The organism is Streptomyces tuirus (assembly GCF_014701095.1).
GTDB lineage: Bacteria > Actinomycetota > Actinomycetes > Streptomycetales > Streptomycetaceae > Streptomyces > Streptomyces tuirus.
Genome location: NZ_AP023439.1, coordinates 354,151 through 380,454 on the forward strand (window position 1 = coordinate 354,151; position 26,304 = coordinate 380,454).

General features: G+C 72.6%; 24 protein-coding genes. 12 read left to right on the top strand and 12 right to left on the bottom strand.

Annotation, left to right across the window (positions count from 1 at the left end; translation table 11 throughout):
* Nucleotides 1-57 precede the first annotated feature (57 nt).
* A complete protein-coding gene (locus tag IGS69_RS01700; RefSeq protein ID WP_190896241.1) occupies nt 58-714 on the top strand; it encodes a nucleoside/nucleotide kinase family protein in 657 nt (218 codons plus the stop codon).
* A gap of 6 nt (nt 715-720) precedes the next feature.
* Here IGS69_RS01700 and IGS69_RS01705 read toward each other — a convergent pair whose 3' ends face one another.
* From IGS69_RS01705 to IGS69_RS01725, 5 genes are all read right to left on the bottom strand, one after another.
* Nucleotides 721-2,439, bottom strand: a complete 1,719-nt coding sequence (locus IGS69_RS01705) for a hypothetical protein (protein WP_190896243.1) — start codon at nt 2,437-2,439, stop codon at nt 721-723.
* A 2-nt stretch (nt 2,440-2,441) separates the two neighbouring features.
* A complete protein-coding gene (locus tag IGS69_RS01710) occupies nt 2,442-3,344 on the bottom strand; it encodes a carbohydrate ABC transporter permease (protein ID WP_190896245.1) in 903 nt (300 codons plus the stop codon).
* A complete protein-coding gene (locus IGS69_RS01715) occupies nt 3,341-4,252 on the bottom strand; it encodes a carbohydrate ABC transporter permease (RefSeq protein WP_190896247.1) in 912 nt (303 codons plus the stop codon). Before IGS69_RS01715 ends, IGS69_RS01710 begins: the two co-directional genes overlap by 4 nt.
* A gap of 123 nt (nt 4,253-4,375) precedes the next feature.
* Entirely contained in the window at nt 4,376-5,698 is a 1,323-nt protein-coding gene (locus tag IGS69_RS01720; protein ID WP_190896249.1) for an ABC transporter substrate-binding protein, read from the bottom strand.
* Nucleotides 5,699-5,971: 273 nt separating this feature from the next.
* Nucleotides 5,972-7,093, bottom strand: a complete 1,122-nt coding sequence (locus IGS69_RS01725) for an ROK family protein (protein ID WP_190896251.1) — start codon at nt 7,091-7,093, stop codon at nt 5,972-5,974.
* Between the two features lie 240 nt (nt 7,094-7,333).
* On the opposite strand from IGS69_RS01725, the gene IGS69_RS01730 reads away from it, so the two are divergent.
* From IGS69_RS01730 to IGS69_RS01740, 3 genes are all read left to right on the top strand, one after another.
* On the top strand, nt 7,334-8,233 hold the full coding sequence (locus IGS69_RS01730; RefSeq protein ID WP_190896253.1) for an N-acetylglucosamine kinase: 900 nt from the start codon (nt 7,334-7,336) through the stop codon (nt 8,231-8,233).
* A 223-nt stretch (nt 8,234-8,456) separates the two neighbouring features.
* The gene (locus IGS69_RS01735; protein WP_190896255.1) at nt 8,457-10,370 is read left to right on the top strand and encodes a phosphatase PAP2 family protein; all 1,914 of its coding nucleotides are present in this window, start codon (nt 8,457-8,459) and stop codon (nt 10,368-10,370) included.
* A 36-nt stretch (nt 10,371-10,406) separates the two neighbouring features.
* Entirely contained in the window at nt 10,407-12,071 is a 1,665-nt protein-coding gene (locus IGS69_RS01740) for an ArnT family glycosyltransferase (RefSeq protein WP_385862380.1), read from the top strand.
* Between the two features lie 17 nt (nt 12,072-12,088).
* Here the strand turns inward: IGS69_RS01740 and IGS69_RS01745 are convergent, their stop codons facing one another.
* Together IGS69_RS01745 and IGS69_RS01750 are read right to left on the bottom strand one after the other, a co-directional pair.
* Nucleotides 12,089-12,490 carry a DUF3662 domain-containing protein gene (locus IGS69_RS01745; RefSeq protein WP_190896260.1) on the bottom strand — a complete coding sequence of 134 codons (402 nt, stop codon included), beginning with the start codon at nt 12,488-12,490 and terminating at the stop codon, nt 12,089-12,091.
* A 55-nt stretch (nt 12,491-12,545) separates the two neighbouring features.
* Entirely contained in the window at nt 12,546-12,707 is a 162-nt protein-coding gene (locus tag IGS69_RS01750; protein ID WP_190896262.1) for a hypothetical protein, read from the bottom strand.
* A 155-nt stretch (nt 12,708-12,862) separates the two neighbouring features.
* Here IGS69_RS01750 and IGS69_RS01755 point away from each other — a divergent pair, with 155 nt between their 5' ends.
* The 4 genes from IGS69_RS01755 (at nt 12,863) to IGS69_RS01770 (ending at nt 17,636) form a co-directional block, all read left to right on the top strand.
* A complete protein-coding gene (locus IGS69_RS01755) occupies nt 12,863-13,780 on the top strand; it encodes a MurR/RpiR family transcriptional regulator (protein WP_190896264.1) in 918 nt (305 codons plus the stop codon).
* Nucleotides 13,781-14,148: 368 nt separating this feature from the next.
* Nucleotides 14,149-14,523, top strand: coding sequence for a hypothetical protein (locus IGS69_RS01760; protein ID WP_190896266.1), 375 nt, complete (start codon nt 14,149-14,151; stop codon nt 14,521-14,523).
* Between the two features lie 43 nt (nt 14,524-14,566).
* Nucleotides 14,567-15,133: an antibiotic biosynthesis monooxygenase gene (locus IGS69_RS01765; RefSeq protein ID WP_190896268.1), complete on the top strand. Its 567-nt coding sequence runs from the start codon at nt 14,567-14,569 to the stop codon at nt 15,131-15,133.
* A 106-nt stretch (nt 15,134-15,239) separates the two neighbouring features.
* Nucleotides 15,240-17,636 carry a SpoIIE family protein phosphatase gene (locus IGS69_RS01770; protein WP_190896270.1) on the top strand — a complete coding sequence of 799 codons (2,397 nt, stop codon included), beginning with the start codon at nt 15,240-15,242 and terminating at the stop codon, nt 17,634-17,636.
* Between the two features lie 245 nt (nt 17,637-17,881).
* Here the strand turns inward: IGS69_RS01770 and IGS69_RS01775 are convergent, their stop codons facing one another.
* Nucleotides 17,882-18,370 (bottom strand): flavin reductase family protein, encoded by a 489-nt coding sequence (locus IGS69_RS01775; RefSeq protein ID WP_190896272.1) that lies wholly within the window; start codon nt 18,368-18,370, stop codon nt 17,882-17,884.
* Nucleotides 18,371-18,379: 9 nt separating this feature from the next.
* Nucleotides 18,380-19,120 carry a peptidoglycan-binding domain-containing protein gene (locus IGS69_RS01780; protein WP_190896274.1) on the bottom strand — a complete coding sequence of 247 codons (741 nt, stop codon included), beginning with the start codon at nt 19,118-19,120 and terminating at the stop codon, nt 18,380-18,382.
* Nucleotides 19,121-19,301: 181 nt separating this feature from the next.
* Between IGS69_RS01780 and IGS69_RS01785 the strand changes: the two genes are divergently transcribed.
* Both IGS69_RS01785 and IGS69_RS01790 read left to right on the top strand, forming a co-directional pair.
* Nucleotides 19,302-20,012, top strand: coding sequence for a TetR family transcriptional regulator (locus IGS69_RS01785; RefSeq protein WP_190896276.1), 711 nt, complete (start codon nt 19,302-19,304; stop codon nt 20,010-20,012).
* 152 nt (nt 20,013-20,164) lie between these two features.
* Nucleotides 20,165-20,575 carry a Zn-ribbon domain-containing OB-fold protein gene (locus IGS69_RS01790; RefSeq protein ID WP_190896278.1) on the top strand — a complete coding sequence of 137 codons (411 nt, stop codon included), beginning with the start codon at nt 20,165-20,167 and terminating at the stop codon, nt 20,573-20,575.
* Between the two features lie 7 nt (nt 20,576-20,582).
* Here the strand turns inward: IGS69_RS01790 and IGS69_RS01795 are convergent, their stop codons facing one another.
* The 3 genes from IGS69_RS01795 to IGS69_RS01805 form a co-directional block, all read right to left on the bottom strand.
* The gene (locus tag IGS69_RS01795; protein WP_190896280.1) at nt 20,583-21,920 is read right to left on the bottom strand and encodes a Gfo/Idh/MocA family protein; all 1,338 of its coding nucleotides are present in this window, start codon (nt 21,918-21,920) and stop codon (nt 20,583-20,585) included.
* A gap of 72 nt (nt 21,921-21,992) precedes the next feature.
* Nucleotides 21,993-22,373: a PPOX class F420-dependent oxidoreductase gene (locus IGS69_RS01800; RefSeq protein WP_190896282.1), complete on the bottom strand. Its 381-nt coding sequence runs from the start codon at nt 22,371-22,373 to the stop codon at nt 21,993-21,995.
* Nucleotides 22,374-22,403: 30 nt separating this feature from the next.
* Nucleotides 22,404-23,582 carry a MalY/PatB family protein gene (locus IGS69_RS01805; protein WP_190896283.1) on the bottom strand — a complete coding sequence of 393 codons (1,179 nt, stop codon included), beginning with the start codon at nt 23,580-23,582 and terminating at the stop codon, nt 22,404-22,406.
* A 24-nt stretch (nt 23,583-23,606) separates the two neighbouring features.
* Here IGS69_RS01805 and IGS69_RS01810 point away from each other — a divergent pair, with 24 nt between their 5' ends.
* Both IGS69_RS01810 and IGS69_RS01815 read left to right on the top strand, forming a co-directional pair.
* Nucleotides 23,607-24,596 (top strand): hypothetical protein, encoded by a 990-nt coding sequence (locus IGS69_RS01810; RefSeq protein ID WP_190896285.1) that lies wholly within the window; start codon nt 23,607-23,609, stop codon nt 24,594-24,596.
* Nucleotides 24,597-24,718: 122 nt separating this feature from the next.
* Complete coding sequence (locus tag IGS69_RS01815; RefSeq protein WP_190896287.1) at nt 24,719-26,065, top strand: S1 family peptidase; 1,347 nt, start codon at nt 24,719-24,721, stop codon at nt 26,063-26,065.
* Nucleotides 26,066-26,304 lie beyond the last annotated feature (239 nt).

Consider the following 26,304-nt stretch of genomic DNA (forward strand, 5'->3'; position numbering starts at 1 on the left):
GAGGAGTGTGAGGCGCCCCGGCGTTCGCGCCCGCCCCGGGTGGCAGACTCTCTGTCTGTGCCGCTCACCTTCGACGACCTCGTCCACCGTGCCCGGGCGCTCCCCCGGGGCGGCGGGCGCGCGATCCTCGGCATCGCGGGCAGCCCCGGCGCGGGCAAGTCGACGCTCGCCGAGCACCTGGTACGGGAGTTGAACGGCACCGGCGCCCCCTGGGTGGCGCACGTCCCCATGGACGGCTTCCACCTCGCCGACGCCGAACTGGAGCGGCTCGGCCGCCGGGACCGCAAGGGCGCGCCCGACACGTTCGACGCGGCCGGGTACGCGGCCCTGCTACGGCGGCTGCGCGACGATCCCGGCGACGACATCGTGTACGCGCCCGGCTTCGAACGCGTCCTGGAGCAGCCGCTCGCGGGCGCGATCCCGGTGCTCCCGACGGCCCGTCTGGTCATCACCGAGGGCAACTACCTGCTCCTGACCACCGGCGCCTGGCCCCGCGTCCGCCCCCTCCTCGACGAGGTGTGGTTCTGCGAGGTGCCCGAAGCCGAGCGGGTCCGCCGCCTGGTCGCCCGCCACGAGCGGTTCGGCAAGACGCACGCGGAGGCGGTGGCCTGGGTGTCACGCTCGGACGAGCGCAACGCCGCACTGATCGCGACGACGCGGGAGCGTGCGGACCTGGTCGTACCGGAGCCGGCACTGCCCCGCGCGCGGGCGTGAACCCCCTCAGGCGTCCATGGCCGGCCGGCGGGCGCGGAGGCGGACGGTCAGTGTGTGCGGGCCGAGTCCACCGATGTAGACGCGGTTCCCGGTCGTCGCGTCCGTGCCGCCCACCACGCTGTAGTCCTGCCCCGGGTCGTACCGCAGCACGTCGCCCCGGTCCGGCCCGGCCGGCGGTTCGCCCGCTTCGATGTCTGTCTCGACCCGGATCTCGTCGTCACCGACCCGGTAGGTCATCGGCCCGGCCGTCAGGCACCAGCGCCCGTCACCGAGCGGGATGGCGCCCTGCGGCACGCCACCGGGCCGGAAGGTCAGTTCGAGGGCCCACGGCACCCGTGGTCCGCTGATGTCGATCCGCAGGTCGGCGCCGTCCTCCCTCAGGTCCACCTCGACGCGGGTCGTGTGGGAGACCTCGTCGCGAGGCCGGTCCGGGAAGGCCATCGCGGCCGAGAAGCGTCCCTCGTCCGCCATGCGGTAGGCGCCGTCCTCCCGGCGCCGCTCGGGCGGCATCGGCTGGTAGTAGGCGGCCGTGAGGGTCTCGGTGAGCCGGTACCGGTTGTCGGCGGGCTGTTCCACGTCGGCGGCGCGGAACGGGCCCAGGTCGAAGAATCCCCGGGAGAGGCGGACCGCGTCGAGGACCGCGGCGCCGGCGAACAGGCGCAGGAAGGTGGGGTTGCAGGCGAGGCCGGAGCGGATCCGCCGGTGCTCGGGCACGTCGGAGCCGCCGTACACCACCGTGTGCGCGCTGGCCGACGCGCGTGCGGCGAGGCGCGCCGTGGTGATGTACCGGTGACGCGGAAGCGGCTCCGCGGCAGGTTCCGGCAGGACGCGGCACAGGTCGGGGGTGAGCAGCGTCTCGGCGAGCAGGCCGGGGTCGTCGATGCCGCCGGAGGCCGCCAGCCGCGCCGCCCGGCTGAAGTCGCCCCGGCCGGTGCGGATCGCGAGCAGCCGGTAGTGCGGCAGGTAGGGCGCCAGGGGGAACGGGTGGTTCTGGTCCTGCCGTCGCGAGAGGACCGTCTCCACCGTGCCGTCCGGTCTGATGAGGTCCAGGGTGGTGGCGAGGTTGCGTTCGACGGCGTCCAGCAGGTCGGCCCGGTCGAGCACGTCGGCCAGCAGCAGCAGTGACGGGTTGGACACATGGGCCGCGTAGTTGGGGCTCCGTTCCGAGTACAGGCCCTCCGCGTCGATGTCGACGCCCTCGGAGAGCCACTCCCCGATGCGGTCGAGCAGCCGGTCGTCCGGGAACGACCGGTGCAGCCGGGCCAGGGCCGCGCACAGCTCCCAGCGGTGGTTCGGGGTGTGCACCCCACCGGTCAGAAGACTGCGGGAGGCGGCGCCGGCGATGTCGGCGAGCACGTTCGTGGCCTCGCGCAGTTCCGGCCCCGCACCGGCGGCGATGACGTGCGCGTCGCACACGTCGTTGACGGTGAAGGCGGAGTCCGGCGGTGACTGCACGTTGTCGCCGCCGGCGAACAGGCCGGTGGTGGTCTGCGCGGCCCGCAGGGCGCGGAGGTGGGTCATCGCGGCGGCGACGGCCTGCTTGCTGCCGTGCAGTGCCGATTCCGGGGACCGGTATGCCGCGACCAGGGTCTTCACCCTGCGTGCCAGAGCGCGGTGGGGCACACCGGTGGGTTCCTCGTCGGGGCCGGCCGCCAGCGGGGCGGCCGACCGGTCGGCGGCGCGGGCCGCCGCGCGGACGAACTCGTGGTCGAGCGGGGTGTGCACGGTCAGTCCTTCAGTCCGGCGTTGATGTCCGCGCCCATGACGTAGCGCTGGAAGACCAGGAAGACGGCGATCAGCGGGATCATGGAGATGACCGACGCGCCGAGCAGGACCGACCAGTTGATGTTCTGCGCGCCCACGATGCTCTGGATGCCGATCTGCACGGTGAACTTGTCGGGGTCGTTGAGCATCAGCAGCGGCCAGATGTAGTCGTTCCACCGCCACTGGAAGGACAGGATGGCGAGGGTCAGCATGATGGGCCGGGACAGCGGCACCATGATCCGCAGGAAGATCGACAGTTCACGGGCGCCGTCGATGCGTGCGGCTTCCACGAGTTCGTCGGGAACCGTCAGGAAGAACTGACGGAACATGAAGCATCCGGTCGCGGTGAGCACGGCCGGGAGGATGATGCCGGCGAACGAGTTGTAGAGGCCGAGGTCGCGGACGACCAGGAACTCCGGGGCCAGCATGACCTCGGACGGCAGCATCGTGGTGGCCAGGATGCAGACGAAGAAGACCTTGAGCCACTTGTTGTCGTACTTGGCCAGCGCGTAACCGGTGCAGCAGCTGACTCCCACCGTGAGGATCGTCGTGATCACGCACACGATGGCCGTGTTGATGAAGTACTGGGAGAAGTTGGCGCTGTCCCACGCCGCCTTGAATCCCGACAGGGTGGGGTCGTGCGGAACCAGCGTCAGCGGATAGGAGAACAGGTCACTGGCCGGCTTGAAGGAGCTGAGGACGAACCACAGCACCGGCAGCCCGTAGAGGCAGGCCAGGAGCCACAGCAGTGTCGTCGCGGACACCGCCTGCCGGAGCCCGCCGGTGGCTGCCCGACGGGGGCGCTTCCTGGAGACGGCCCGTCCGGAACCGGTGTCGACCGGGCGTGGCATGTCTGTGGTTGTCATCGGTTCTCCACCCGTCGGTTGACGATCAGCTGGATGATCGCGACGGCCATCAGGATGAGCATGAGCACGAACGACGCGGCGCTCGCGTAGCCGATCTGGCCCCGTTTGAAGCCGGTCTCGTAGATGTACTGGACGAGCAGGTTGTTGGACGTGCCGGGCCCGCCGTTGTTGAGGGCGACGAACACCGGGTACTCCTTCATCGCGTTGATCGTGTTGAGCAGGATGACGATGAACGAGGTGGGCGCGATGCTCGGCAGCGTGATGTGGAAGAACTGCCGCCAGGGGCCGGCGCCGTCGAGCGAGGCGGCCTCGTAGTACGACACCGGCACGTTCTTGATCGCGGCGATGAACAGCAGCATCGAGAAGCCCGTCCAGGCCCAGGACGCCGCCATGACCACCACCAGCAGCGACAGGTCCGCGTTCGACTGCCACGGAACGGCGCCGCCGCCGAGCTCGTGGATGAGGTAGTTGACCAGTCCGAAGTTCTCACCGAACAGCCAGCGCCACAGGACACCCACCACGATGGGCGACAGCAGCCACGGGATGAAGAAGATGACACGGGCGACCGAGGCGCCCTTGGCGTGCCTGCTCACCACCACGTTGGCGATGAGCAGCGAGAACACGAAGTTCAGCGGGACGAAGAGCACGGTGTACAGCAGCGTCCGGCTCAGCGCGTCGTAGAAGGTGGAGTCCCCGAACAGGTTCTGGTAGTTGTCCAGCCCGACGAACTGGAAGACCCCTACGCCCGTGTAGTTCGTGAAGGAGTAGACGAGCCCGATCACCGCCGGCCAGACGAAGAACAGCGCGAAGAGCACGACGTTGGCCGCGATGAGGACGAGCGGCGCAAGGGTGTACTTACTGCGTCTCCTGGGCGGGCTCACGGACACGTCCGAGGCGCGTTTGGTCATCTTCCTGACTCCGTGCTGGTGGAATGGGTTCCGGTGGGCTCAGGCCATGAGCCCGGCGTCATGTGAGGGCCGGGGCCCGGGCGGCGGTGTCTCGACCCGCCGCCCGCGCCCCCTGGCCTGCGCTCAGCCGCCGACCTGCTGGTTGTAGACGTCCACGATGTTCTGCAGGGCCTTGTCGGACGACTGCTGGCCGTTGATCGCCTTGCCGAGCTCCGTCTTGGTCGGGTCCTCGGGGAGGCTCTTGCCCTTCAGCACCCACTTCGTCTGCGCGCTGTTGAAGTAGCCGGAGATGGGGGCGTAGAGCGGGATCGACTCGTTGTACAGCTTGAACGCCGCCTGCGCCGCCTCGGACTTGAACGGGTACTTCGGGTTCAGACCGCTCTCGACCGGCAGGAAGCCGGACGTCTCGCACAGCACCTGGTAGTGGGCCGGCTCGTACAGCCAGCTGAGGAACTTCGTCGCGGCGTCGGCAGCGGCGGCGTTGTTGTTGAAGCCCACCGTCATGCCGCCGCTGTTGACGTCGCTGGCCTGCACCGGCTCGGCGGGGGTCGGGACGCTCGCCCACTCGAACTTCTTGATGCTCTCCGCGAAGGCGGGCACCTGCCACACGCCGGACCAGTAGGCGACCACGTCACCGCTCTGGAACATGGCCGACGGGTCGGCGCCGCTGGTCCACACCGACTTCGGCATGGTCTTGTCGTCGTTCCATCCGACGAAGGTCTTCACGGCCTTCTTGGTCGCCGCGTCGACCGAGAACGTGCCGGAGGAGTCCGCGTGGACGTACTTCCCGCCCTTCTCGTACACCATGGCGCGCAGCCGGGAGGGCGACTGGTCGAAGGTGAGGGAGTACTTGGCGCCGGTCTTCTCGCGGACCTTGTCCGCCGCCTTGATGAAGTCGGTCCAGGTCCAGGTCTTGTGGGGCGAGGCCGGGAAGGAGACGCCGGCCTTCTCGAACAGCGTCTTGTTGATGAACATGCCGGACGCGGTGACGTCCGAGGGGATGGACAGCACCTTCCCGGACGAGTCCTTGGCGACGAAGTTGGCGTTGATCTTGTTGCTCTTCTTGCCGGCGATGGAGCTGAGGTCGATCAGCTTGTTCGCCCAGATCGGGTCCAGCGCCGGCACGGCCGCTACGTCGGGCAGCGAGTTCGCCTGCGCGGCGTTGTGCAGCTTGGCCGGGTAGCCGTCGTAGGGGATGTTGACGAGCTTGACCTTGACGCCGGTCTCCTTCTCGTACTGCGCCACCATCTTCTTCCAGCCCGCGTCCTGCCCCGGGACCGTGGAGATCCAGAACGTCAGCGACTTGGCGTTCCCGCCTGCTTCGGACCCCGACCCGCAGGCGGAGAGCAGAAGGGCACCTGCCGTGGCCACGGCAGCGACGGGAACCGCGCGACGTATGCCGCCGCGGCCGAGACGGCGGGAGCGCCGCACACCCAGACTGGTCATCTTCAATCCCTTTTCGTCGTAGCGGAAGAAGCACGGCGCCAGCCGAGGCGGCACGGGTGCATGTGAAGGAGACTTCGCTTTCCGGGGGCACGGCCTCGCCCGGCCGCGTCGCCCTGACGGGTGGGGTCCCCGGCCATGACGGCCGTCGTCGCACAAGCACGCCCTCGTGCGGCTCCCGTACGTCGCGTACGGGCGGGAGGCTCACCCGGAGTCGGCGTCCCGGCCGACTCAGAAAGCGCTTGTCCGGACATTGGCAGACCGATGGCGCAGCCGTCAATGCTTCGCCCGCACAGCTCCGGTCACGGTTTGAATTCCGTGGGCGACCGCGAGCCTGCCGGCGCCGGCCACGGTGCCGGTGTCGCCCACCACGCTGCTGACCACCTCGGTCGGCCAGCTCAGCCGGGCCAGTTCGGCCCGCACCCCGGGCAGGAGCTGCGGGTCCGCGCCCGTGCCGCCGCCGAGGACGATCAGGCCGGGGTCCAGCACGGCCGCCACGGCGGCGGCGAGCCGGCCCACGTCGGCGGCGTGCGCGTCGATCACGGACCGCGCCGTGGCATGCCCCTGCCCCGCCAGGGCGAGGAGGCGCTCGGCGGTGCGCGGACGGGGCCCGTCGGCCTGCTGCCAGGCCTCGGCCGCCCGGCGCAGCAGCGTGCGCGATCCCATGCGCTGCTCCAGGCCCTCGTACTGCGGGGCGCGGCTGTCGTCCCAGGGGTAGGGCAGCCGGGCCACCTCACCGGCGGCGCCGTTCGCGCCGCGCAGCACCCGGCCGCCGATGACGACGGCGAGACCGATGCCGACGCCGACGCGCAGATAGCCGAAGGTGTCGCGGCCGACGGCGGCGCCTTCGTGCAGTTCGGCGAGCGCGGCGCAGTTGACGTTGTTCTCCAGGTGGACGGGCACGCCCTCGGGCAGCGCGACGGCCATCGCGTCGAAGACGGGGCCGGCCTTGGCGGTCGCCGGGCGTTCCCCCGCGCCTTCGCCGTCCCGGGTGGTGACATCGCCGACGGCGACCACGACGGCCCGCAGCGGGGCTCCGGCGGGCAGCCCGTCGAGGACCTCGCGGACGGTGCCGGCGGCCTCCGACCTGGAGCCGGTGGCCTCGGCGAGCAGCGTCCCGTCCAGCGCGCAACTGCGCACCCGCGTCCTGGCGGGGCCCAGGTCGACGGCGAGCACGGCGCCGGCGGCCGGGCCGAGCCGGTAGACGGCGGCGCTGCGGCCGGTGCCGCCGGAGGCCCGCCCCGAGTGGGCGGCGAGTTCCATGGCCTCCAGTTCGGCGACGGCGGTGGAGACGGTCGGCTTGGAAAGGCCCGCACCGGCCGCCAGCTGGGGACGGGTGGCCGTGCCCGCCCCGGCCAGTACGTCGAACACCACACGGGCACTCTCACTCAGGTGCATGGTCTCCCCAGGTCGTGCGGCGGCCGGGCAGGACGGCCGCGAGGGTCGCGCGGCATCGGGAATTCCGTGCCTCTTGACGCGCACCCTACTTCGTTAGTTAACTTCCTAACGAACTTCACGGTACTCGCCTGCCGTGGTCCGCAGAAGCCCGTCCCGGGGCTTCCCTACCTCTTCAACTGCCGTGGTGCGACGGGTGGTTCGCCTGCCGTCGCCGTGCCGCGCAACGACGAAAGAGGACCCGTGCAGGACTCCACGCCTTACGCGGTCGGTATCGACGTGGGCGGCACCAAGACGCACGTGCGCGCTGCCGCGGACGGCGCGGGCGTCGTCGATCATGTCCGCGGCAGTGCGGGCTGGCGCCCGCACGACGCCGGGGCCGCCGCCGACTGGCTGGCCGAGGTGATCGCCGTCGCCCTGCCCTCCTCTCCACGGCTGTCCGCTCTCGCCGTGGGCGGTCACGCCTGCGAGACGCCACGCCAGTGCGCGGGCATCCGCGCCGCCCTTCAGGAGCGGCTGGGGGTGCCCGCGCTCGTCGTGGGCGACGCCGAGCTGCTCGTTCCCGCCGCGGGGCTGGAGAAGGGCGTGGGTCTGGTCGCCGGTACCGGTTCGGTCGCGGTGGGGCGGTTGCCCGGCGGCGAGGCGGTCCAGGTAGGCGGCTGGGGCGCGGTGCTCGGCGACGAGGGCGGAGCGGCCGGTCTCGTCCGGGAGGCCGCGCGGGCCGTCTGGGCCGCGCACGACCGGGGCGAGGAGCCCGACGCGCTGGCGACCGGGCTGGTCGCCGCGTTCGGGGTGGCCGAGGTGCCCGCGCTCGGCGCCGCCCTGGAGGCCGCCACGGACGTCTCGGCGGAGTGGGGCCGCCACTCCCCCGCCGTGTTCGCCGCCGCCGAGGCCGGCTCACCGCTCGCCCGGGCCGTGATCGCCGAGGGCGGCCGGGCGCTCGCCGGGCTCGTCGTACGGCTGGCCGCGCGCGGGGTCCCGGTGGACGACGTGGTCGTGGCGGGCGGCACGGTGCTCGCCCAGAGCGCGCTGTACGAGGCGTTCACCGCCGCGCTCGCCGAGTCCCTGCCCGGGACCCGGACACAGCCGCTGCGGGTACCGCCCGTCGAGGGGGCGCTCGCCCTGGCCCGTTCGCTTCCGTGAGCCGGGCGGCCGCCGTTCACCCCGCGGACAGCGGCCGGGGGCCGACCCCTCTCCGAAGGGTCACAGCACGGCCGTAGATCTTCGCTCGTACGCGGCAGATGCCACAGAAGTCGCCAAGGGCACCCACGTCGCACAGCCCGCATCACCTTCCCGGCCACACGGCCGGCGCACCGTCGCGCAACGCCACGACACCTTCTTCGCAGAGCTCCAGAGAGGCGCACCCATGTCATCAGCCGGGCACCGCTCCCCCGCCACCGTCGACAGGCGGGGCTTCCTCACGACCTCCCTCGGTGCGTCGGCGGGCCTGCTCGCCGCACCGGCCTTCGCGTCCTGGCTCGGCGCCGCGGACGCCCGGGCCGCCACGGGCTTCGCCGCGTTCGTCGACGACTACAAGTCGAACGTCACCGCGAACCTCACCCCGGAGACCAACGCCGTCGTCCGGATCCTGGGCGGTATGGCGAAGGTGTGGAAGACCGGCGACGCCTGGAACACCGGCCTGGTCCTGGACCGCGAGGTACTGCGCGCCAACATGCGCTACTGCGCCCGCGTCACCCGGGCCCGCACCGAGGCGCAGGCGAAGGAGGCCTTCCTCTACGACCGCCGGCATCAGAGCTACGCCATGATCGCCGGCCTCGGTCCGCTCGGGGGCCTGTACAAGGCGGGCGCCAAGGCGGTCACCTCGATCACCACCGCCCCGGACGGCACACCTCCGGGGAAGATCAACGACACCCTGCCCGCCGACGCCCCGGCCGGATCCGCCCTCGGGGCGGGCTCGTACGACTCGGACCTCGGCCAGGTGGCGAGGCTGGTCGACACCGTGCGCGGGCCGTTCGCCTCGGGCAACCCGGGCAAGTTCGCCTTCCAGTACCCGCGCCCGTGGCGGATGAACGAGGACAGCGAGGTCGTCGACACCGGCACGAAGGACGCGCTCGGCTACCCGGTCTACGACTCGGACGTGGTCGTGGCCCCGCAGCTGCTGCGCCAGCGCTCCGAGAACGCGCAGGAGGACGGCGGCTTCCCCAGCGGCCACACCAACGCCTTCCACCTGGCCGGGCTGGCCTACGCGTACGCGGTGCCCGAACGGTTCCAGGAGCTGGTGACGCGGGCGTTCGAGCTCAGCCACAGCCGGATCATGTCGGGCATGCACTCCACCGTCGACGTCATCGGCGGCCGGATCATGGCCACCGCCCTGACGGCCGCGACGCTGGCCGACCCGGCGAACGCCGAACTCAAGGCGGCCGCCCGCGCCCAGGCCCTCGCCTACTTCACGCGGCGGACCGGCACGACGGCCGACACCCTCTACGCCTACGCCCACCCGGGCGCCGGGGACGCCTACGCCGACCGCGAGGCCAACTCCCGTGCGGTGACGCCCCGGTTGACGTACGTCCTGCCGCGCCGCGGCCGCAAGGACCCGCTGACCGTGCCGAAGGGCGCGGAGGTGCTGCTGGAGACACGGCTGCCGTATCTGAGCGCGGCCCAGCGTCGCGAGGTGCTGCGGACGACCGCGCTGCCGTCCGGGTACGTCCTGCTGGACGGCTTCGAGCAGTGGGGCCGGCTGAACCTGTTCGCCGCGGCGGACGGTTACGGGGCCTTCGACCGGGACGTCACCGTGACACTGGACGCGGCGGCCGGGGGCTTCCACGCGGCCGACAGCTGGCGCAACGCCATCGAGGGCGACGGCGGCCTGACCAAGCGCGGCTCGGGCACGCTCACCCTGACGGGCCACAACCGCTACCGCGGCGGGACCGTCCTGAAGTCCGGCACGCTGGTCGCCGCGTCGCCGAACGCCCTGGGCGAGGGCGACGTCCGGGTCACGGGCGGCACGCTCCGCGCGGCCGGGGTCCTGCGGGTGCGCGGCTCCTACGTCCAGGAGGGCGAGTCGACGCTGGAGCTGCCGCTGCGCAGGAATCACGGCCCGGCCCTCACGGTGGGCCGTCGGGCTCTGCTGGGCCGGGGCAGCGTGCTGTCGCTGCGGCTCGACGCCGAGCGGCCGCCGGTCGCGGGGACGACGGTTCCCGTCCTGGCCGCCGGGCAGCTGCGCGGCCGGTTCGACCGGGTCGAGCTGGACTCCGAGACGCTGCATGCCGTGCCCCTCCACACGGCTGACGGTCTGTCGGTGCGACTCGTGCGACGGTAGCGCTTTCCACGGCGGGGGCTGATGCACAGTGGGTCCATGAGGGACCTCTGGACGGCTCCCGCCGTTCCCCGGCCCGTGTCGCTCTCGCCCCCGGCACCGGCTGAACCCGCGCGGCGGCCGGGCAGTCGGTGGGCGGTGCGGCTCCTGGTGGCCGTCCTGCTCGCCCGGATGGCCTTCGCGATGGTCACGACCGCCGTGCAGCAGACCCCGACGATCGACGAACCGGTGTACGTGGGCGCGGCCGCGGAGTATCTGCTCGAGCACCGGCTGCGGCACAACCCCGAGCATCCGCCGCTGGGCAAGCTGGTCATCGGTGCCGGGGTCGCCCTAGCGGATCCGCACCTCGACCCGGCCTTCGCCGGGGACCAGGGGCAGTTGGGCCGGCATCTGCTGTACGAGTCGGGCAACGACCCCTGGCGGCTGATGCTGTGGGCACGCCTTCCGGTGATCGCGCTGACCCTGTCGTTCGGGCTGGTGGTGTTCGCCTTCGGCCGTGAACTGGCCGGGCCCGTCGCCGGATCGGCCGCGCTGGCGCTGTACTGCTTCTCCCCCGACGTCATCGCCCACGGCTCGCTGGCGACGCTCGATGTGCCGGCCGCCGGGTTCGTGCTGACCTCGGCATGGCTGGTGTGGCGGGCGCGCCGGAGGCCGCGGCTGTACGTGCCGCTCGCGGGGGTGGCACTCGGCGCCGCGTTGGCGACGAAGATGAGTACGTTGCCGGCGGTGCCGGTACTGATGGCACTAGCCGCGGTGTCGGTGTGGAAGGCCTCCGGAGGCAAGCGGTACCGGGCTGTGGCCGCGGCGGGAGGCGTTGCCCTGGTCGCGGTCGCCGTCGTGTGGGTCACGTATCTGACGGTCGATCCGCTGCTGCGCTGGACTCCGCAGCAGCACGTGCCCGTGGTGCACGGCCTGCGGGGGCAGCTGGTCCGGTTCCTGCCCTTCCCGGAGGCCTACCGGGACGGCATGCGCGTGCAGTTCGGGCTGGAGAACCGGCCCTGGCAGGGCTTTCTGTTCGGGCGGCTGTACGACGGATCGCTCTGGTACTACCTGCCGGCGGCGCTGCTGGTGAAGACCCCGTTGGGGATGCTCGCGCTGTGGGCCGCGGGCGCCGCGGCCGCCGTCGCGATCCCGCGCCTGCGGCCCGCCGCACCGTATGTGCTCGCCGCTCCGCTGGTGCTGCTGGTCGCCGCCATGCAGGGGTCGCGCGACTTCGGAACCCGGTACGCCGTCTTCCTGCCGCTGTTCCTCGCGGTCGCGGCGGGGTGCGTGCTCGTGGTGCGGCGGCGGTGGGTGTCCGTGGGGGTGGCCGTGCTGGTGGTCTTCGCCGCCGTCAGTTCGGCGCGGGCTCATCCCTACTATCTGCCCTACTCCAACGAGGCGTTCGGGGGTCCGGGCAGGACCCGGGAGTGGCTGCACGACTCCAACGTGGACTGGGGGCAGGACCTCGGGCGGCTCGCGGACCGGCTCCGCGACCGGTACCCGGGTGAGCGGGTGTGGCTCGTCTACAAGGGCAGTGGGGTGCCGTCGTACTACGGCATCGAGGCCTCGGATCCCCGACGCGTGCCCGTCCAGGCGGTGCGGGGGCTGCTGGTCGTGTCGGACTCGGCGGCGGCCAAGGCCTCGGGGCGGCTGGCCGAACTGATCGGCGACAGCCGCCCCGTCGATGACATCGGGCACTCGATCACGGTGTACCGCCGTTGAGCGCGGCGGTGCGCGGGTCAGTGCATCGCGTGGAAGAACCCGTCCGCGCTCACGTGCCGCATGACCCTGGAGGCCACCCGGTAGCGGCCGTTGGGCACGTCGGGGCACCGCGCCACGTGGACCGCCAGGGGGCCGGCGAACTCGTAACCGCGGCGTTCCGCGTGGCGGGACAGGCTGTCGGTGAGGGCCTGTCCCACGTCGGTGCCGGTGCGCGTCAGATGCTCGTGCACGTCATCGGGCAGTTCCACGTCGTAGGCGTTGGGGACCATGACGCGGCCCTCACGGCACACCACGGCGTTGTCGTCGCACTCGCGTTGCAGGGCGTCGAGGACCTCGACCGGTTCCTTGTCGCGCAGCCGCGCCCACAGCGCGCCCCACCGGTTCTCCAGGGTCTGTTCCAGCGCACTCAGCGCGCTCATGCCGTCTCTCCTGCCGGAAGCGTCGTCGGTTCGGTCGGGGGGTGCCGGGGGCTCTCTACCGGTCGTCGTAGTCGTCGGGGCGCACCTCGGCCTCCTCCAGGGCCTCGCGCATCGTGCGGCCGGTCCCACCCGGCGTCTGGGGGCGGTTCTCGTCCTGTTGCTCCAGCAGCTCGTCGGTGGTCTCCGTCTTGGGCCGGTTCTCCTCGGGGACGGTCATGACGGGGCTCCTCTCAAGGGTCGTGTGCGGCGGCGGGTTCCCGCCCGGCGTACGGGTATCCCCACGCGGGGCAGCTCATGCTGCCCGAAGAAGCCCTGGTCACTACGGTGCGTGAGCTATGTTGAACGTCCGTGGGAGACGAAGGAGGCGCACCGGTGCCATCGCCGCAGCAGGCACGCGCACAGGCATCCGCGATCACCTCGGGGAAGGCCGCGCCCGAAGCGGACGTCTCCCCGTCCGCCCAGCTCAGGGCGCTCTTCGACCGGCCGCGGCTGTCCCCGGGGCAGCGGCGCATCGCGCAGTACCTGATCGAGCACATCACCGAGGCGGCGTTCCTGTCGATCACGGATCTCGCGGACCGGGTCGGGGTGAGCCAGCCCTCGGTGACACGGTTCGCCTCGGCGGTCGGCTTCAGCGGCTACCCGGCGCTGCGGGAGAAGCTCCAGTCGATCGCGCTGGGCACCCTCGCCGTCGGCCCGGCCGAGGAGACGCACGGCAACGAACTGCAGGCGGCGGTCGACGCCGAGATCGAGAACCTGGAGAACCTGCGGCGGGACCTGGCCGACCCGGACGTGGTCATCGACGTCGGCCGCAAACTCTCCTCGTCCGCGCCGCTGACGGTCCTCGGGCTGCGCATCTCCGTCTCGCTCGCCGAGTACTTCGCCTACGCCGCTCGCCGGATCCATCCGGACGTACGGCTGGTGACCCGGGGCGGCAGCGTCGCGTACGACGCGCTGCTGCAGTCGCGTGAGGCGGGAGGTACGTGGGTGCTGGCGTTCTCCATGCCCCGGCACGCGCAGGAGACCCTGACGGCCGTGCGGGTCGCGCGGGGCGCCGGGCTCAAGGTCGCCCTGATCACCGACCTGGCGCTCGGGCCGCTCGCGGACGAGGCCGACGTCGTCTTCGCCCTCGGGACCGGCTCGCGCCTGGTCTTCGACTCCTACGCGGCCCCGGGCGTGATGTGCTCGGCGCTGCTGCAGGCCATGACGGACGCGGATCCGGAGCGGACGCAGGCGCGGCTGGAGGAGTACGAGCAGGTCGCCGACCAGCACCAGTTCTTCCTCAGGGACTGAGCGGCGGCAGGGGCTGAAAGGCTCGTCCGGACCGCGTGCGAGGGGGCCAGGACCACGTGGAGGGACCCCACGTGCAGAGCTCACAGGTGGACCCCGCATGCGCGGCTGACAGGTAGACCTCACATGGGGATCATCCGCAACAAAGCGCGCATGAATGTTTTCATGCTCCTTGCAAACCAGTTGGCATATACAAATACTGCTCACGGATCGCGACCCGGCCAGTTTCCGGATCCGTTCCGCACCCGTGGAGCCGGGTCCTACCCACTCCGGGTCCCGGGTGTTCGTGGCGGCCCCGGCCATCCCCTAGGCCGGGGCCGCCCCGACCCGTCGTCCACCCACGCGACGCCGCACACCCGGAAGCGATGATCATGCCCCTGACGACCACGCGCCTCAGCCCGGACTGGCCCTGCCAGGTCAAGACCCCCGGGAGCTACGACTGGGAACGCTCCGCGGCCAAGTGGCTGCGCGAGCTGGTGCCCACGCGCTACGCCGGATATCCCGTGTTCATCCGCCACCCCGTCCTGCTCGCCCGGCACGCCCAGATCCAGGTCCAGAACGAGATCCGGGTCGCCCGCACCGCCCTGCAGACCGCCCGCGCCGACCTGCCCGGATTCGGCCTGCACGAAGGGGTCATCGAGCACACGATCAAGCTGTACGCGGCCGAGGTCATGCAGCTCCAGCACATCGCCCGCAGCGTCCGGGCGGTCACCCAGGCCCTGGTCGAGGCGAACCGACAGCCTTGAGCCTGCGGGCATGACTCGCGCCGCGCGTGGCACACGTGGGGGAATGAGCACCACCGAAGGCCGGCGCGGCGAGCCCGTGACCACGGTTCTGACCTGGCAGGTGCGCCCCGGCCGCGAGGAACGGTTCGAGGAGTGGACGCGCGGCATCACCCGCTGCGCCCGGCAGTTCCCCGGCAACGAGGGCGTCTCCTGGCTTGCGCCGGAGGACGGCCACCGCTACCACGCGGTGCTGCGCTGGTCCGACCAGCACCGGCTCGCCGCCTGGCTGGAGTCGGAGGAGCGCGCGCACTGGCACCGGCGGATCGAGGACATCGCCACCGAGGTCAGCAGCGAACGCCAGTCGACGACCGGCATGGAGACCTGGTTCGATCTGCCCGGCACCACCGTGCGGGCCCCGCCCCGGTGGAAGATGGTCCTCACGACCTTCCTCGGCGCCTACCCCTGCACCCTGCTCATCCAGTGGCTGGTGACGCCCCACACCACCGGCTGGCCGCTGCCCCTGCGGGCCGCCGTCTTCCCGCTGATCCTGCTGCCGGTGCTGACGTATCTGCTGATGCCGCGGCTGAGCCGCCTGCTGCGGCTGTGGCTCTATCCACGCGGCGGCGGCTGAGCGGTTTCCCGTGAGCAGATGCGCCCCCTGGGACGCCTGGGGCGGGGGATCAGTCCGTGCGTACGAGGCGGTCTTCGAATCGGGCCGGGTGTGCAATGCTCAACGCGTGACGAGCGAGCCCGTGACGCCGGCGCAGCCCGGTGCCGCACCGGACCTGGTCGAACTGGCCAAGGTCGTCGCCCGGCAGCGCGCCGAGCTGGACCGGCTGCGCGACCAGGCGGCCACCTCGGCTGTCGTGGAACGGGCCAAGGGCGCGGTGATGGCGCTGAGCGGGTGTACCGCCGACGCGGCGGGCGAACGGCTGGTCCAGCAGGCCGAAGCCGCACGTCACACCCTGATCGAGGAGTGCTGGATCACCCTGGGCGGTCTCGCGCCCAAGCCGCCCGGCCCCGGCAGGGCGAGTGAGGTCCCCGGCGTCGACGCATCCGGCTCCGGGACAAGGGACCCGGCGCAGTCGGCCGCGCCGGACGACGTCACGGCCGCCCTGGCCCGCCTCGGTCAGGCCCTCGTCCGGGTGATGACCCCGCACGACCTCGCCCGGTGCCTGCTGGAGCATCTCGGCCCCGACATGTCGGCGGACGCGATCCTGATCTACGCCCGCAGGCCCGACGGCGGCCTCGAACTGACAGGGCACGCGGGCATCGACGACAAGCTGGCGGCCCAGTGGCGCCAGGTACCGCCGCTGAGCGGAATGGCGGCGCTGGACGCACTGCGGGCGGGCGAGCCGCGCTGGCTGGAGGACTTCGCCGCGGACGAGCGGCGGTACCTGCTGATCGGTGATCCGCCCGAGCGGTGGCTTTCGCGTGCCTGGCTGCCCGTCCTCACCGCGGGCCCGGCCGAGGTCTGCATCGGCGTGCTGCGCGGCCGCGCCGGGGTGTTCACCCCGCGCGACCGCGCCCACCTGCGGGGCGTCACCGGGCTGTGCGCCGGGCGGCTGCGCGCCTTCGACGCCCCGCCCGAGCGGGACGCCGACGCCACCACCGACGCGGTGCAGGCACTGTTCGAGGCACTGCCGGTCGCGGCGATGCTGCTCACGCCGCTGCGGGCCGCGGCGGGCGGGACGGAGGACTTCCGGGTGGAGGCGGCGACCGCTCAGGTGGGCGATCTGCTGGGCCGGACCGGTGAGGCACCGGCCGGGCGGCGGCTGCTGGAGCTGCGCCCGGCCCTGGCCGTCGAACCGCTGTGGCAGGGCTGTCTGCAGGCGCTGGCCACCGGCACGACGTACGAGGGTGAACCGTTCGCACACGAAGAGGTTGTGGCGGGCGTCGCCGAACTGTCCCTCTACACGGCACGGGTGGCGCCGCTGGGCGACGCCCTCGTCGTCTCGTGGATCCGGCACGGCTCCTCCGACAGGCAGGAGCAGCGGCTGGCGGACCTGCAGCGGCTGGGCAGTCTCGGCTGGGCGAACTGGAACCTGGCCACGCTGGAGGCCTCCTGGTCGACCCAGGTGTTCTCCCTGGTCGGCCGGGACCCGGCGCACGGCCCGGTGCGCCTGCCCGAGGTCCCGGAGCTCGCGCTCCCCGAGGACGCTCCCGCGCTGACCCGCGCCATCGGTGAACTCGTCCACGACGGGCGGCCGTTCGACGTGTCGTTCCGGATCCGGACGGGCGGCGGCATCCGGCATCTGCGGCTGGCGGCCGAGGCGGTGGCCGACCGGCACGGCACGCCCGTCGAGGTGCACGGCTTCGTGCAGGACATGACCGCCCGGCGGCGCGCGGAGCTGGCCCTGGTCGAGAGCGAGCGGGCGATCCTGACGCAGCACGACGTGCTCAAGGCCGAGCGGACCCTGGCCTCCCGGCTCCAGCACGCGCTGCTGCCCATGGCCAACCGGCCGGTGCACCTCGCGGGGCTGCGCGTCGAGGTCGCCTATCTGCCGGCCCAGTCGGGCGTGCACGTCGGCGGCGACTGGTTCAGTGCCATCGAACTCCCTGACGGGGAAGCGCTGCTGGTCGTCGGCGACGTCGCCGGGCACGGAGTCGACGCGGTGGCCACGATGGCCCAGCTCCGGTTCACCGCGAAGGGCATGGTGATCACGGGCTCGTCGCTGACCGGGGCGCTCGCCCGGCTGAACACGCTGCTGCTGCACTCACGCGACTCCCACGCGACCGCCACCATGGTGCTGGCCCGCTACGACCCCCGCCGCGGGCGCCTGGTCTGGGCCCAGGCGGGGCATCCCCCGCCGCTGCTGCTGCGCGGCGGCGAAGCACGGTACCTGACCCGCCCCGCAGGCATGCTGCTCGGGGCGTCCACCACGCCGGTCTACCAGGAGGGGGAGTGCCGTCTGGACCCGGGCGACCGGCTCATCCTGTACACCGACGGCCTGGTGGAGCACCCCCCGGACAGCATCGACCGGGGTCTGGAGCAGTTCGCCGAGGCGGTGGCGGCCCCGCACGGTGACGGGCCCGGGTCGCTGGGGCCGTTGCTCGCGCGGATGCTGCCCGACGTGCGGCGGGACGACGTGTGCGTGGTCGACGTCAGGGTTCCCGGGGTGCGGGACCGGTAAGGAGTGGCGGCTCACGAGTCACCGCGATGGCGCCAGTACCACCACAGGCCCACGAGCGAGGCCAGCAGGAACAGGGCGGGCAGCACCAGGCCGGGGATGCGGGAGCCGTTCATGGGCGTGGCCTTCGGTTCGTGGCGGTCCGGGCGTCTCGTGCGTCGCCCCCGGCCCAGCATGACGCCGATCGGCCCCGCCGTTCCCCTTCTTTCCGCAGCCCTTGCCCGGCGTTCGACAAGGAGAGCCGGACGTCAGTCGACCGGGTGACCCGGGTGGATGGTGACGGCTTCGGACAGGCGCAGCAGCGGCTCGCCGTGCGCCCCTTGCCCGCCCCACTCCACCGGGTCGAGGACGAAACCGATGTGGTCGCCGCCGCCCACGCGCGTCACGATCCGGCCGACGAACCAGGCCGGCACGTCCTCCAGGACGAGGGCCCCGCCGTACGCCTCCCGGGGCCGGATGTCCTGGAACTTGTCGGTCCGGTCGCCGGTCCGCCCGCCGAACAGCTCGGCGAGGGCGCGCTGTTCACGGCCGAGCAGGTGCACAGCGAGGACGTCCGCGTTCCGCGCCACCCGGAAGGTGTGGTTGAGCTCGGACAGCCACACCACGAACCGGACGGGCCGCAGCGAGCACTGCGAGGCGAACCCGACGAGACAGCCCGCCCGTTCACCGCCCGCGGCGGCCGTGACCACATACATCTCCGGGTTCAGCCGGTCGACGAACTCGTCCATGCCGGCCATGGTCACACATCAGCTCGCGCCGGCCGCCGTACGGGACTCCAGGGCGGCCCGGGTGTTGTTGCCGTAGACGCCGGTCTCGTCGCCGCGGATGCCGTACCAGAGCTGGAAGCGGGCGACCGCTGCCGTGAGGGTGGGGTCGTAGCTGCCGCTGGTGGAGCCGTCCCGGTAGACGTCCGGGATGTCCAGGAGACGTTGCTGGAGCTCGGTCACCTCGGGGCCGGTGGCCCCCTCGCGCAGCGTGCCGGCGCCGTCGGGGTCCACAGGTGCGGGGGCGGCGGGGGTGGGCGGGGTGGGTGTGGGGTCGGGGGTGGAGGGGGCGGCCCGGGGCGGGCGGGGCTGGGGCGCGGCACTGTCGTGCTTGTGCTCGCCGCGCAGCAGGAGCGCCCCGCCGAAGCCGATCACCGCGGCGGCGAGGACGGCCACCGCGACGGCGGCGCGGCGCAGCCCGGCCCCGGGGGGTACGGCGCGGGTGGGCCGACGGCTCTCGCGGGCGACGGGCGGGAGCTCCTGCGTCAGAGCCTCGGAGCCGGCCGGCGGCTCCGGCAGCTCGACGGACTCGTATCCCCCGGGGTCGGAGTCATGTCCGCCGGATTCACGGCCGGTCTCCTGCCTGCCGGGGTCGCGGCCGGTCTCCTGCTGGAACTCCCGCATCAGTTCCGCGAGCGCGTCGGTGCGGCGGGGCCGCAGGACGCGGATGGGTTCGAGGGCCGGGCCGTCGTGCGGCGGCCGGGGCTCGGACGGTGTCGACACGCTGCTCTCCTTCGTCCGGGCCCGGGGGCGCCCGGCCTTCGAGGATCGTCCTGCCGCTAGATACGCGCCCGGCGCGCCCGGGGTTCAGCGCCCGGTCGGCCGGGCGGGCAGAGCACTCAGTACCTCCTGACGAGTGCACTGAGTGCCACGAGTGATCCCGCGGGGTGCTACGTTCGCGCTCATGAGCTCCGAGAAAGCCGAGGCCGGCACCGGGAAACCACCCATCCGGGACGCCCTGGTGGCGGCGGCCTACGAGCTGTTCCCGGAGCGGGGGTACGAGCAGACCACCGTCGACGACATCGTGGCGCTCGCCGGTGTCGGGCGGCGCTCGTTCTTCCGCTACTTCCCCTCCAAGGAGGACGTGGTCTTCCCGGACCACGAGCGGTGCCTCGCCGACATGACGGCCTTCCTGGCGGACGGCTCCGACGACGACGAACCCGTGCGGCGGGTCTGCGACGCGGCCCGGCTCGTGCTGCGCATGTACGCCGAGAACCCGGCGTTCTCGGTGCAGCGCTACCGCCTCACCAAGCAGGTGCCGGGGCTGCGGGCCTATGAGCTGTCGGTGGTGTGGCGCTACGAGCGGGCCCTCGCCGAGTATCTGCGCCGGCGGTTCGCCGCCCGCCGGGACGGCACGCTGCAGGCCGACGTGATCGCGGCGGCGGTGGTCGCGGCGCACAACAACGCGCTGCGGTCCTGGCTGCGTTCGGACGGCCAGGGCGACGCGGGCGCGACGGTGGGCCACGCTCTGGACTACGTGCAGTCGGCGTTCGGCGGTGTGCCGCTGCCGCCCGCGGTGGAGCAGCCGGAGGACGTGGTGGTCGTCGTGTCGCGGCGCGGGGCACCGCTGTGGCGGGTCGTGCAGGAGATCGAGACGACGCTGGGGCGGGGCTGAGGGCTCCGCATATTGAGGGTACGGAGTGCCTTTACGAGTGGCACTGAGTGCCATACTCTGTGCTGCGTGCACGGTGGCACGGCGAACCGCGCACACGTGTGCGCGGGTGATCGCGTGCGCGGATTCCGGCCGAGTGCAGGGAGTTGACCAGCGTGTACCACTCAGGAAGCGTCACTCAGCAGGCCGCCGGCTCCGCGACGGGTCTGCTCGACCCGAGGGGCCAGAACTCGGAGGCCATCCTCTTCCAGCGCTGCACGTGGTGCGGCACCGCCATGTACCACCGGTTGCTGTGTCCGGTCTGCCGGGGCAGCGAGCTGCGCACGGAGCGCGCCGAGGGCACGGGCACGGTGCGCCACTCCACCGTCGTGCACCGCAACACCCCCGCGGCGCGCAACGTGTCGCAGATAGAGATGGCCGAGGGCTTCGTGGTGCGCGGCCGGGTGATGGGCCCGCCGATCGGCATCCACAGCGGGGACCGGGTACGGCTGTCCACGGCCAAGGACCCGGTACGGGGCGAGCCGGTCTTCCAGCTGCTGGACGAGCCGTACCGGGCCTGGAGCTGACGCACCCTCAGCCGGCGAGCAGCTCGTCGGTGCGCACGGGCCGTCCGATCTCGAAGCTCCGGTTCGCCGCCAGTCCGACCGCGAGGGCGAGCGCCCCGTCGCGTTCGGTGGCCGTGAAGCGGGTCGCGGCGCCGGTGTCCGCCGGGGCGGTGGGGCCGACGGGTCCGAAGAGCGCGTCGAGCATGCGCGGATCGCCGCCGCCGTGGGCCTCGCGGGCGACCGCGAGCGGCACCTCCACCGGGGGCCGCCACAGCGGGCGCAGGGTGAGACGGGCGCCGCCCGCGTGCTCGGCCGCAGTGTCGCCGTGCACCGCGCCCACCGACGAGGTGATCCGGCTCAGCGGCGGCTGCCAGCGGCTCTCCTCCACCTCCAGCTCCAGCCGGCCCGCGCTGCCGTTGAACATCACCCGGTAGCCCTCCCAGGGGGAGTAGGCGGTCAGGTGGTACGTCATCGTCGCGCCGCGCGCGTAGCGCACCAGGACGGACATGTCGTCCTCGATGGTGACCGGCCCGTCGAAGACATTGCGGTCGCGCAGGTAGCCGTCGTCGCGTTCGGCATCCAGGTAGAGGGCGCGCAGGGTGTCGTCGGCCGCGAGGTCCAGCGCGAAGGGGTCGTCGGCGGCCGGCTCGGCGCCGTGGGCGCGGTCGTAGTCCCGGCGCAGTCCGTGCCGCTCCCCCGCCTCCCGGCCGTAGAAGCCGAGCCGCCCGTAGCCGAAGGCCTCCCGGGGCTCGTCGGCGAGCCACCAGTTCACCAGGTCGAAGTGGTGCGAGGACTTGTGCACCATCAGGCCGCCGCTGTGCCGTTTCTCGCGGTGCCAGCGGCGGAAGTAGTCGGCGCCGTGCCGTACGTCGAGCAGCCACTCGAAGTGGACCGACAGCACCTCGCCGATCGCGCCGTCGGCGAGCAGGGCGCGGACCTTCTCGTGCACGGGGTTGAAGCGGTAGTTGAAGGCGACGGTCAGGGAGTTGCCGGTCGCGCGGACGGTGTCGAGGATGCGGGCGCAGCGCCCGGCGTCGACGGTCATCGGCTTCTCGGTGACGACCCGGCAGCCCGCCTTCAGCGCGGGGACGATGTAGCGGTCGTGCTCGGCGTCGACGGTGGTCACGACGACCAAGTCGATGCCCTCCTCGGCGAGCAGGTCGGTGAAGCGGTCGGGCCCCCAGGGCGCGGCGGCCGGTGCGCCGGCGTCGGCCAGCAGCCGGTTGTGGAAGGCCATCCGGGTCGGACTGGGGTCGCACAGCGCGGCCACGACATGACCGGGGCGTTCGGCGAGGCCGCGGGTGAACAGCTGGGCCCGGTGGCCGGTGCCGACGACGGCTGCGCGCAGGACGGGAGTTCGGCTCATGGCAGATGCCCTTTCCCGTGGCCGGGGTCCCCACTCCCCCACGACCGAAAGCGCTTGCCGGATCTCCCGCTCTCAGAGGGTGATGCGGATACCCACCGTGCCGTCCACGCCCCGGCGCAGCCGGCTGCCGAGCAGGGTCAGCCGGCCCGTCAGGCCGTACTTGCGGCCGATCAGCTGCCGGTAGCGGCCGGTGGTGGCCGCGTCGCAGATCTCCGCCGCCGCGGGCACCTGGTCGCCGGTGGGGTTGCCGCGCAGGTCGCAGGGTCCGACCAGCACGTCGGCGCGGTTGCGGATCCGCTTCACCTTCCAGGAGTCGGCGGCCGTCCACACGCCGAGCGCGTCCCCGTCGCGTACCACCCAGACCGGGGTGGCGACCGGCGTGCCGTTCTTGCGGTAGCTGGTGACCAGCAGGTATTTGCCCGCGCCGAGTTCGTCCAGCGTCCTGTCGTCCATGACGGGAAGTCTACGAGCGTGCCTCAGGGTTCAGCGCAGCGCCGCCGCCATTCTCCGTACGCCCTCCGTGAGCACCTCCCGCGAGGTTCCCAGGTTGAGGCGGACGTGGCCGGTTCCACCGGTGCCGAACGGCAGGCCGGAGCTGAGGGCGACCCGGCCGCGTTCCAGGAAGACCTCGGCCGGGTCGTCACCGAGACCGAGGGCACGGCAGTCGAGCCAGGCCAGGTAGGTGGCGTCGCCCGGGCGGTAGCGGATCGCGGGCAGGTGCTCGGCCAGCAGGTCCGCGAGCAGCCGCCGGTTGCCGTCGAGGCCGGTCAGGAGGGCGTCGAGCCAGGCGACGCCGTCGCGCAGGGCGGCGGTGTGGGCGATGACGGCGACATGGCTCGGGCCGTGCCCGACCTCCTCGGGCATCCGCTCCAGGTCGGCGGCGGCCTCGGGCCCTGCGACCGCGAGGGCGGCCTTGAGCCCGGGCAGGTTCCAGCCCTTCGAGGCCGACATCAGCGACAGGCCGCGCTCGGCACCCGGCACGCTCAGATACGGCACGAAACCGGCGTCGCCGAGCACCAGCGGGGCGTGGATCTCGTCGGCGACGACGCGCACGCCGTACCGGTCGGCGAGCCCGGCGACGGCGGACAGCTCCTCGGCGGTGTGCACGGTCCCGGTCGGGTTGTGGGGGCTGCACAAAAGGTGGGCGGCCCGCCGCCCGCCCGCCACGGCCTGCCGGAAGGTCTCCTCCAGTACGGCGAGGTCGAGGCGCCCGTCCGGCCCGAGCGGAGCCTCGGCGACCCGTCGGTCCATGTGCTCGAGGAACATGTAGAACGGCGGGTACACGGGCGGGTTCACGACCACCGTGTCGCCGGGGCCCGTGACCAGTTTGATCATCTCGACGACGCCCAGCATCACGTCGGGCACGATCGCGGTGCGCTCCACCGCGAGCCCGCTCCATCCCCACCGCTTCCCGGCGAAGGCGGCCAGGGCGTCCGCGTAGGCGGTGCCGGCCGGGTAGCCGGTGTCGCCGAGGTGGAGTGCGTCGGTGACGGCGTGCACGACGGAATCGGCGAGCGGCACATCCATCTCCGCCACCCACAGCGGCAGCACGTCCTGCGGGTAAGTGCGCCACTTCATGCTGGAGCGCTGCCGGAGCCGGTCGAGGGTGAGGGCTTGCAGGGGATTCGGTTCACCGGACGTCTCGTGCGGGATCCTGGTCATGGGCACACGATAGGGGGCTGTGCGGTGAGCGGGAATCTCGTGGACGGGGAGCGGGGCGGGGCGGCGGGCGCGTCCCTGGAGATCGCCTGCGACGAGTCGGGGTCGGACGGCGAGAACCTCACCGGCGGGAACACGGACGTGTTCGCGCACGCCGGGGTGTCGCTGTCCGAGGCGTCGGCCGCGGCGACGGTCCGGGAGATCCGGGACCGGATCCGGTCGCCCGCCGAGGAGTACAAGGCGAACCACCTGCTGCGGGAGAAGCACCGCGCGGTGCTGGAGTGGCTGCTGGCGCCGCGGGGGCCGATCCACGGGCGGGCCCGGGTGCACCTCATGGAGAAGCGGTTCTTCGTGGTGGACCGGACCCTCGCCCTGCTGCTGGACGACACGGCCGGGGCGGCCGTGCTGTTCCGCGCGGGGCGTGCGGCCTTCGGGGACGACGGCTGGCGGGCGTTCCTGGAGGCGGCCAACCAGCTGCTGCGGGTCCGCCACGACGGTGACCCGGTGGACGCCTTCTACGCCACGGTCGACGCCCTGCGCCGGACGCTCCCGCGGACGGACGCGGGCCAGATCCTGGAGCGGCTCGCCGGGACCCGGCCCCGCGCGGTGTCCTACCGGGACGGGTTCCTGGCCGGGCCACCGCTGATCCCGTTGCTCAACCCGCTGCTCCCGGCGATCGTGCGGACGGCGGCGCTCTGGAGCCGCGACGGGCGGCCGGTCCGCCTCGTGCACGACCGGCAGAACATGCTGACGCCGGACCGCATCGCCTGGATCGAGGGGACCGCCCGGCGGGCCGGGATCGGCCTGGTGGGGGTGCGGCTCGTCGTCGCGCGGGACGACGCGCGGGTTCAGGTGGCGGACTTCCTCGCCGGGATCGCCCGCAAGATCGCCTCCGACGAGCTGAACGGCCGCGGTGACCCGGCGCTCACCGCCCTGTTGCGGCCCTACGTCGATCCGGACTCGGTGTGGGGCGACGCGCGCAGCGGGGCCCTGCTCGCGGCCCCGGTCGCCGGCTGACGCCGAAGAGATCACCGGCACGCTGAACGCGGCACGGCCGGGCCCCGTATGCATGTAGGGCACTCAACTCAAGGAGCGCCCCGCGGTGTTCGCACCGTGATGTTCTGGTTCGGGAGCCATGCATGAGGCACGCACGACGACGGGTCGTCCGGCGAGTGACACGGCTGGCGGCCGTCGGCGGACTCCTCCTCGGAGGAGCGATGGTCACCAACGCCGTGGCGAGCGAGCCCCAGCCCCCGTCCATCGGCGTCCCGTTCACCGCGCCACCGGCGACCGGTGAGGGCTCCGACCTCGTGTCCCGGCTGGGCAACTCCCGCACCGCCGGCAGCTGGGTCGACAAGGCCGGGCGGCCCGTCGTCGCGGTCACCGACGACAAGGCGGCGGCCGAGGTGGAGCGGGCCGGCGCTCAGGCCAGGATGGTCGAGCACAGCATGAGCGACCTCAAGTCCGCGGCGGCGACGCTGCGTTCGGCACCCCGGGTCTCCGGAACCTCGTGGGCCATGGACTACAAGAGCAACCAGCTGGTGGTGCGGGGCGACAGCACCGTCTCCTCCTCCGACTGGTCCCGGATGACGAAGATGGCCGAGGGCATCGGATCGTTCGTGCGCATGGAGCGCTCCGAGGGCACGTTCACGACACGGATCAACGGCGCGCAGCCCATCCTGTCGACCGCCGGACGCTGTTCAGCGGGGTTCAACGTGACCGACGGCAAGAGCGACTTCATCCTCACGGCCGGGCACTGCGGGCCCGACGGTTCCGTCTGGTTCGCCGACGACCGTGGCCGGGAACAGGTCGGCACCTCGCTCAGGGGGAGCTTCCCCGGCGACGACTACTCCCTGGTGAAGTACGACGGCGGCCGGGCGGGCAAGGGCGCGGACGTCGTCGCGGTCGGGGACGACAAGGGCGTGCGGATCACGGGCGTCGCCGATGCGGAGGTCGGGCAGAAGATCTTCCGCAGTGGCAGCACCAGCGGGCTGCGCGAGGGGGAGGTGACCGCGCTCAACGCGACGGTCAACTACCCCGAGGGCACGGTCACCGGCCTCATCGAGACGAACGTGTGCGCCGAACCGGGCGACAGCGGAGGCCCGATGTTCGCCGACGGTGTCGCGCTCGGCGTGACGTCGGGGGGCAGCGGGGACTGCACGGCGGGCGGTACGACGTTCTTCCAGCCGGTGACGAAGGCGCTGACCGAGCTCGGGGTCAAGCTGATCGTGGCGAAGTCGTCCGGTGGCACGGGTGCCGCTCCCGCGCCGTCCGCGTCGCAGGGCGCGGCCTCGCCGGGTGCGTCGGCGCCGATCACGGGCACGGACGTGTCGACGCTGCTGAGCCGTCTCACCGACCCGCGCAACGTGGGCCCCGGCATGCTCGTGATCGGGGGCAGCCTCGTCGCGCTGGTGGCGACGCGGTGGATCCGCGCGGAGCAGGACCGCAAGGCGTACCGGCAGTACTACTCGGCCACTTGGGGATGATGCCGCCGCGTGGCCGGCCGACGCGTGGCGTGCCGGTCAGCCCAGCGTGAGGAGCACGGTCGCGATGCCCGCCGCCAGCAGCCCCACCACCTGACGGCGGCTGATCCGCTCGCGCAACAGGGCGAGGCCCAGCAGGACGAGGACCCCGCACAGCACGGGACAGCGCGACCCCGGTGACCGCGCTCACGGGCACGTGCCCTTGGACGAGGGTCCGATGCCTCGGCAACGAGGGCCCGAGC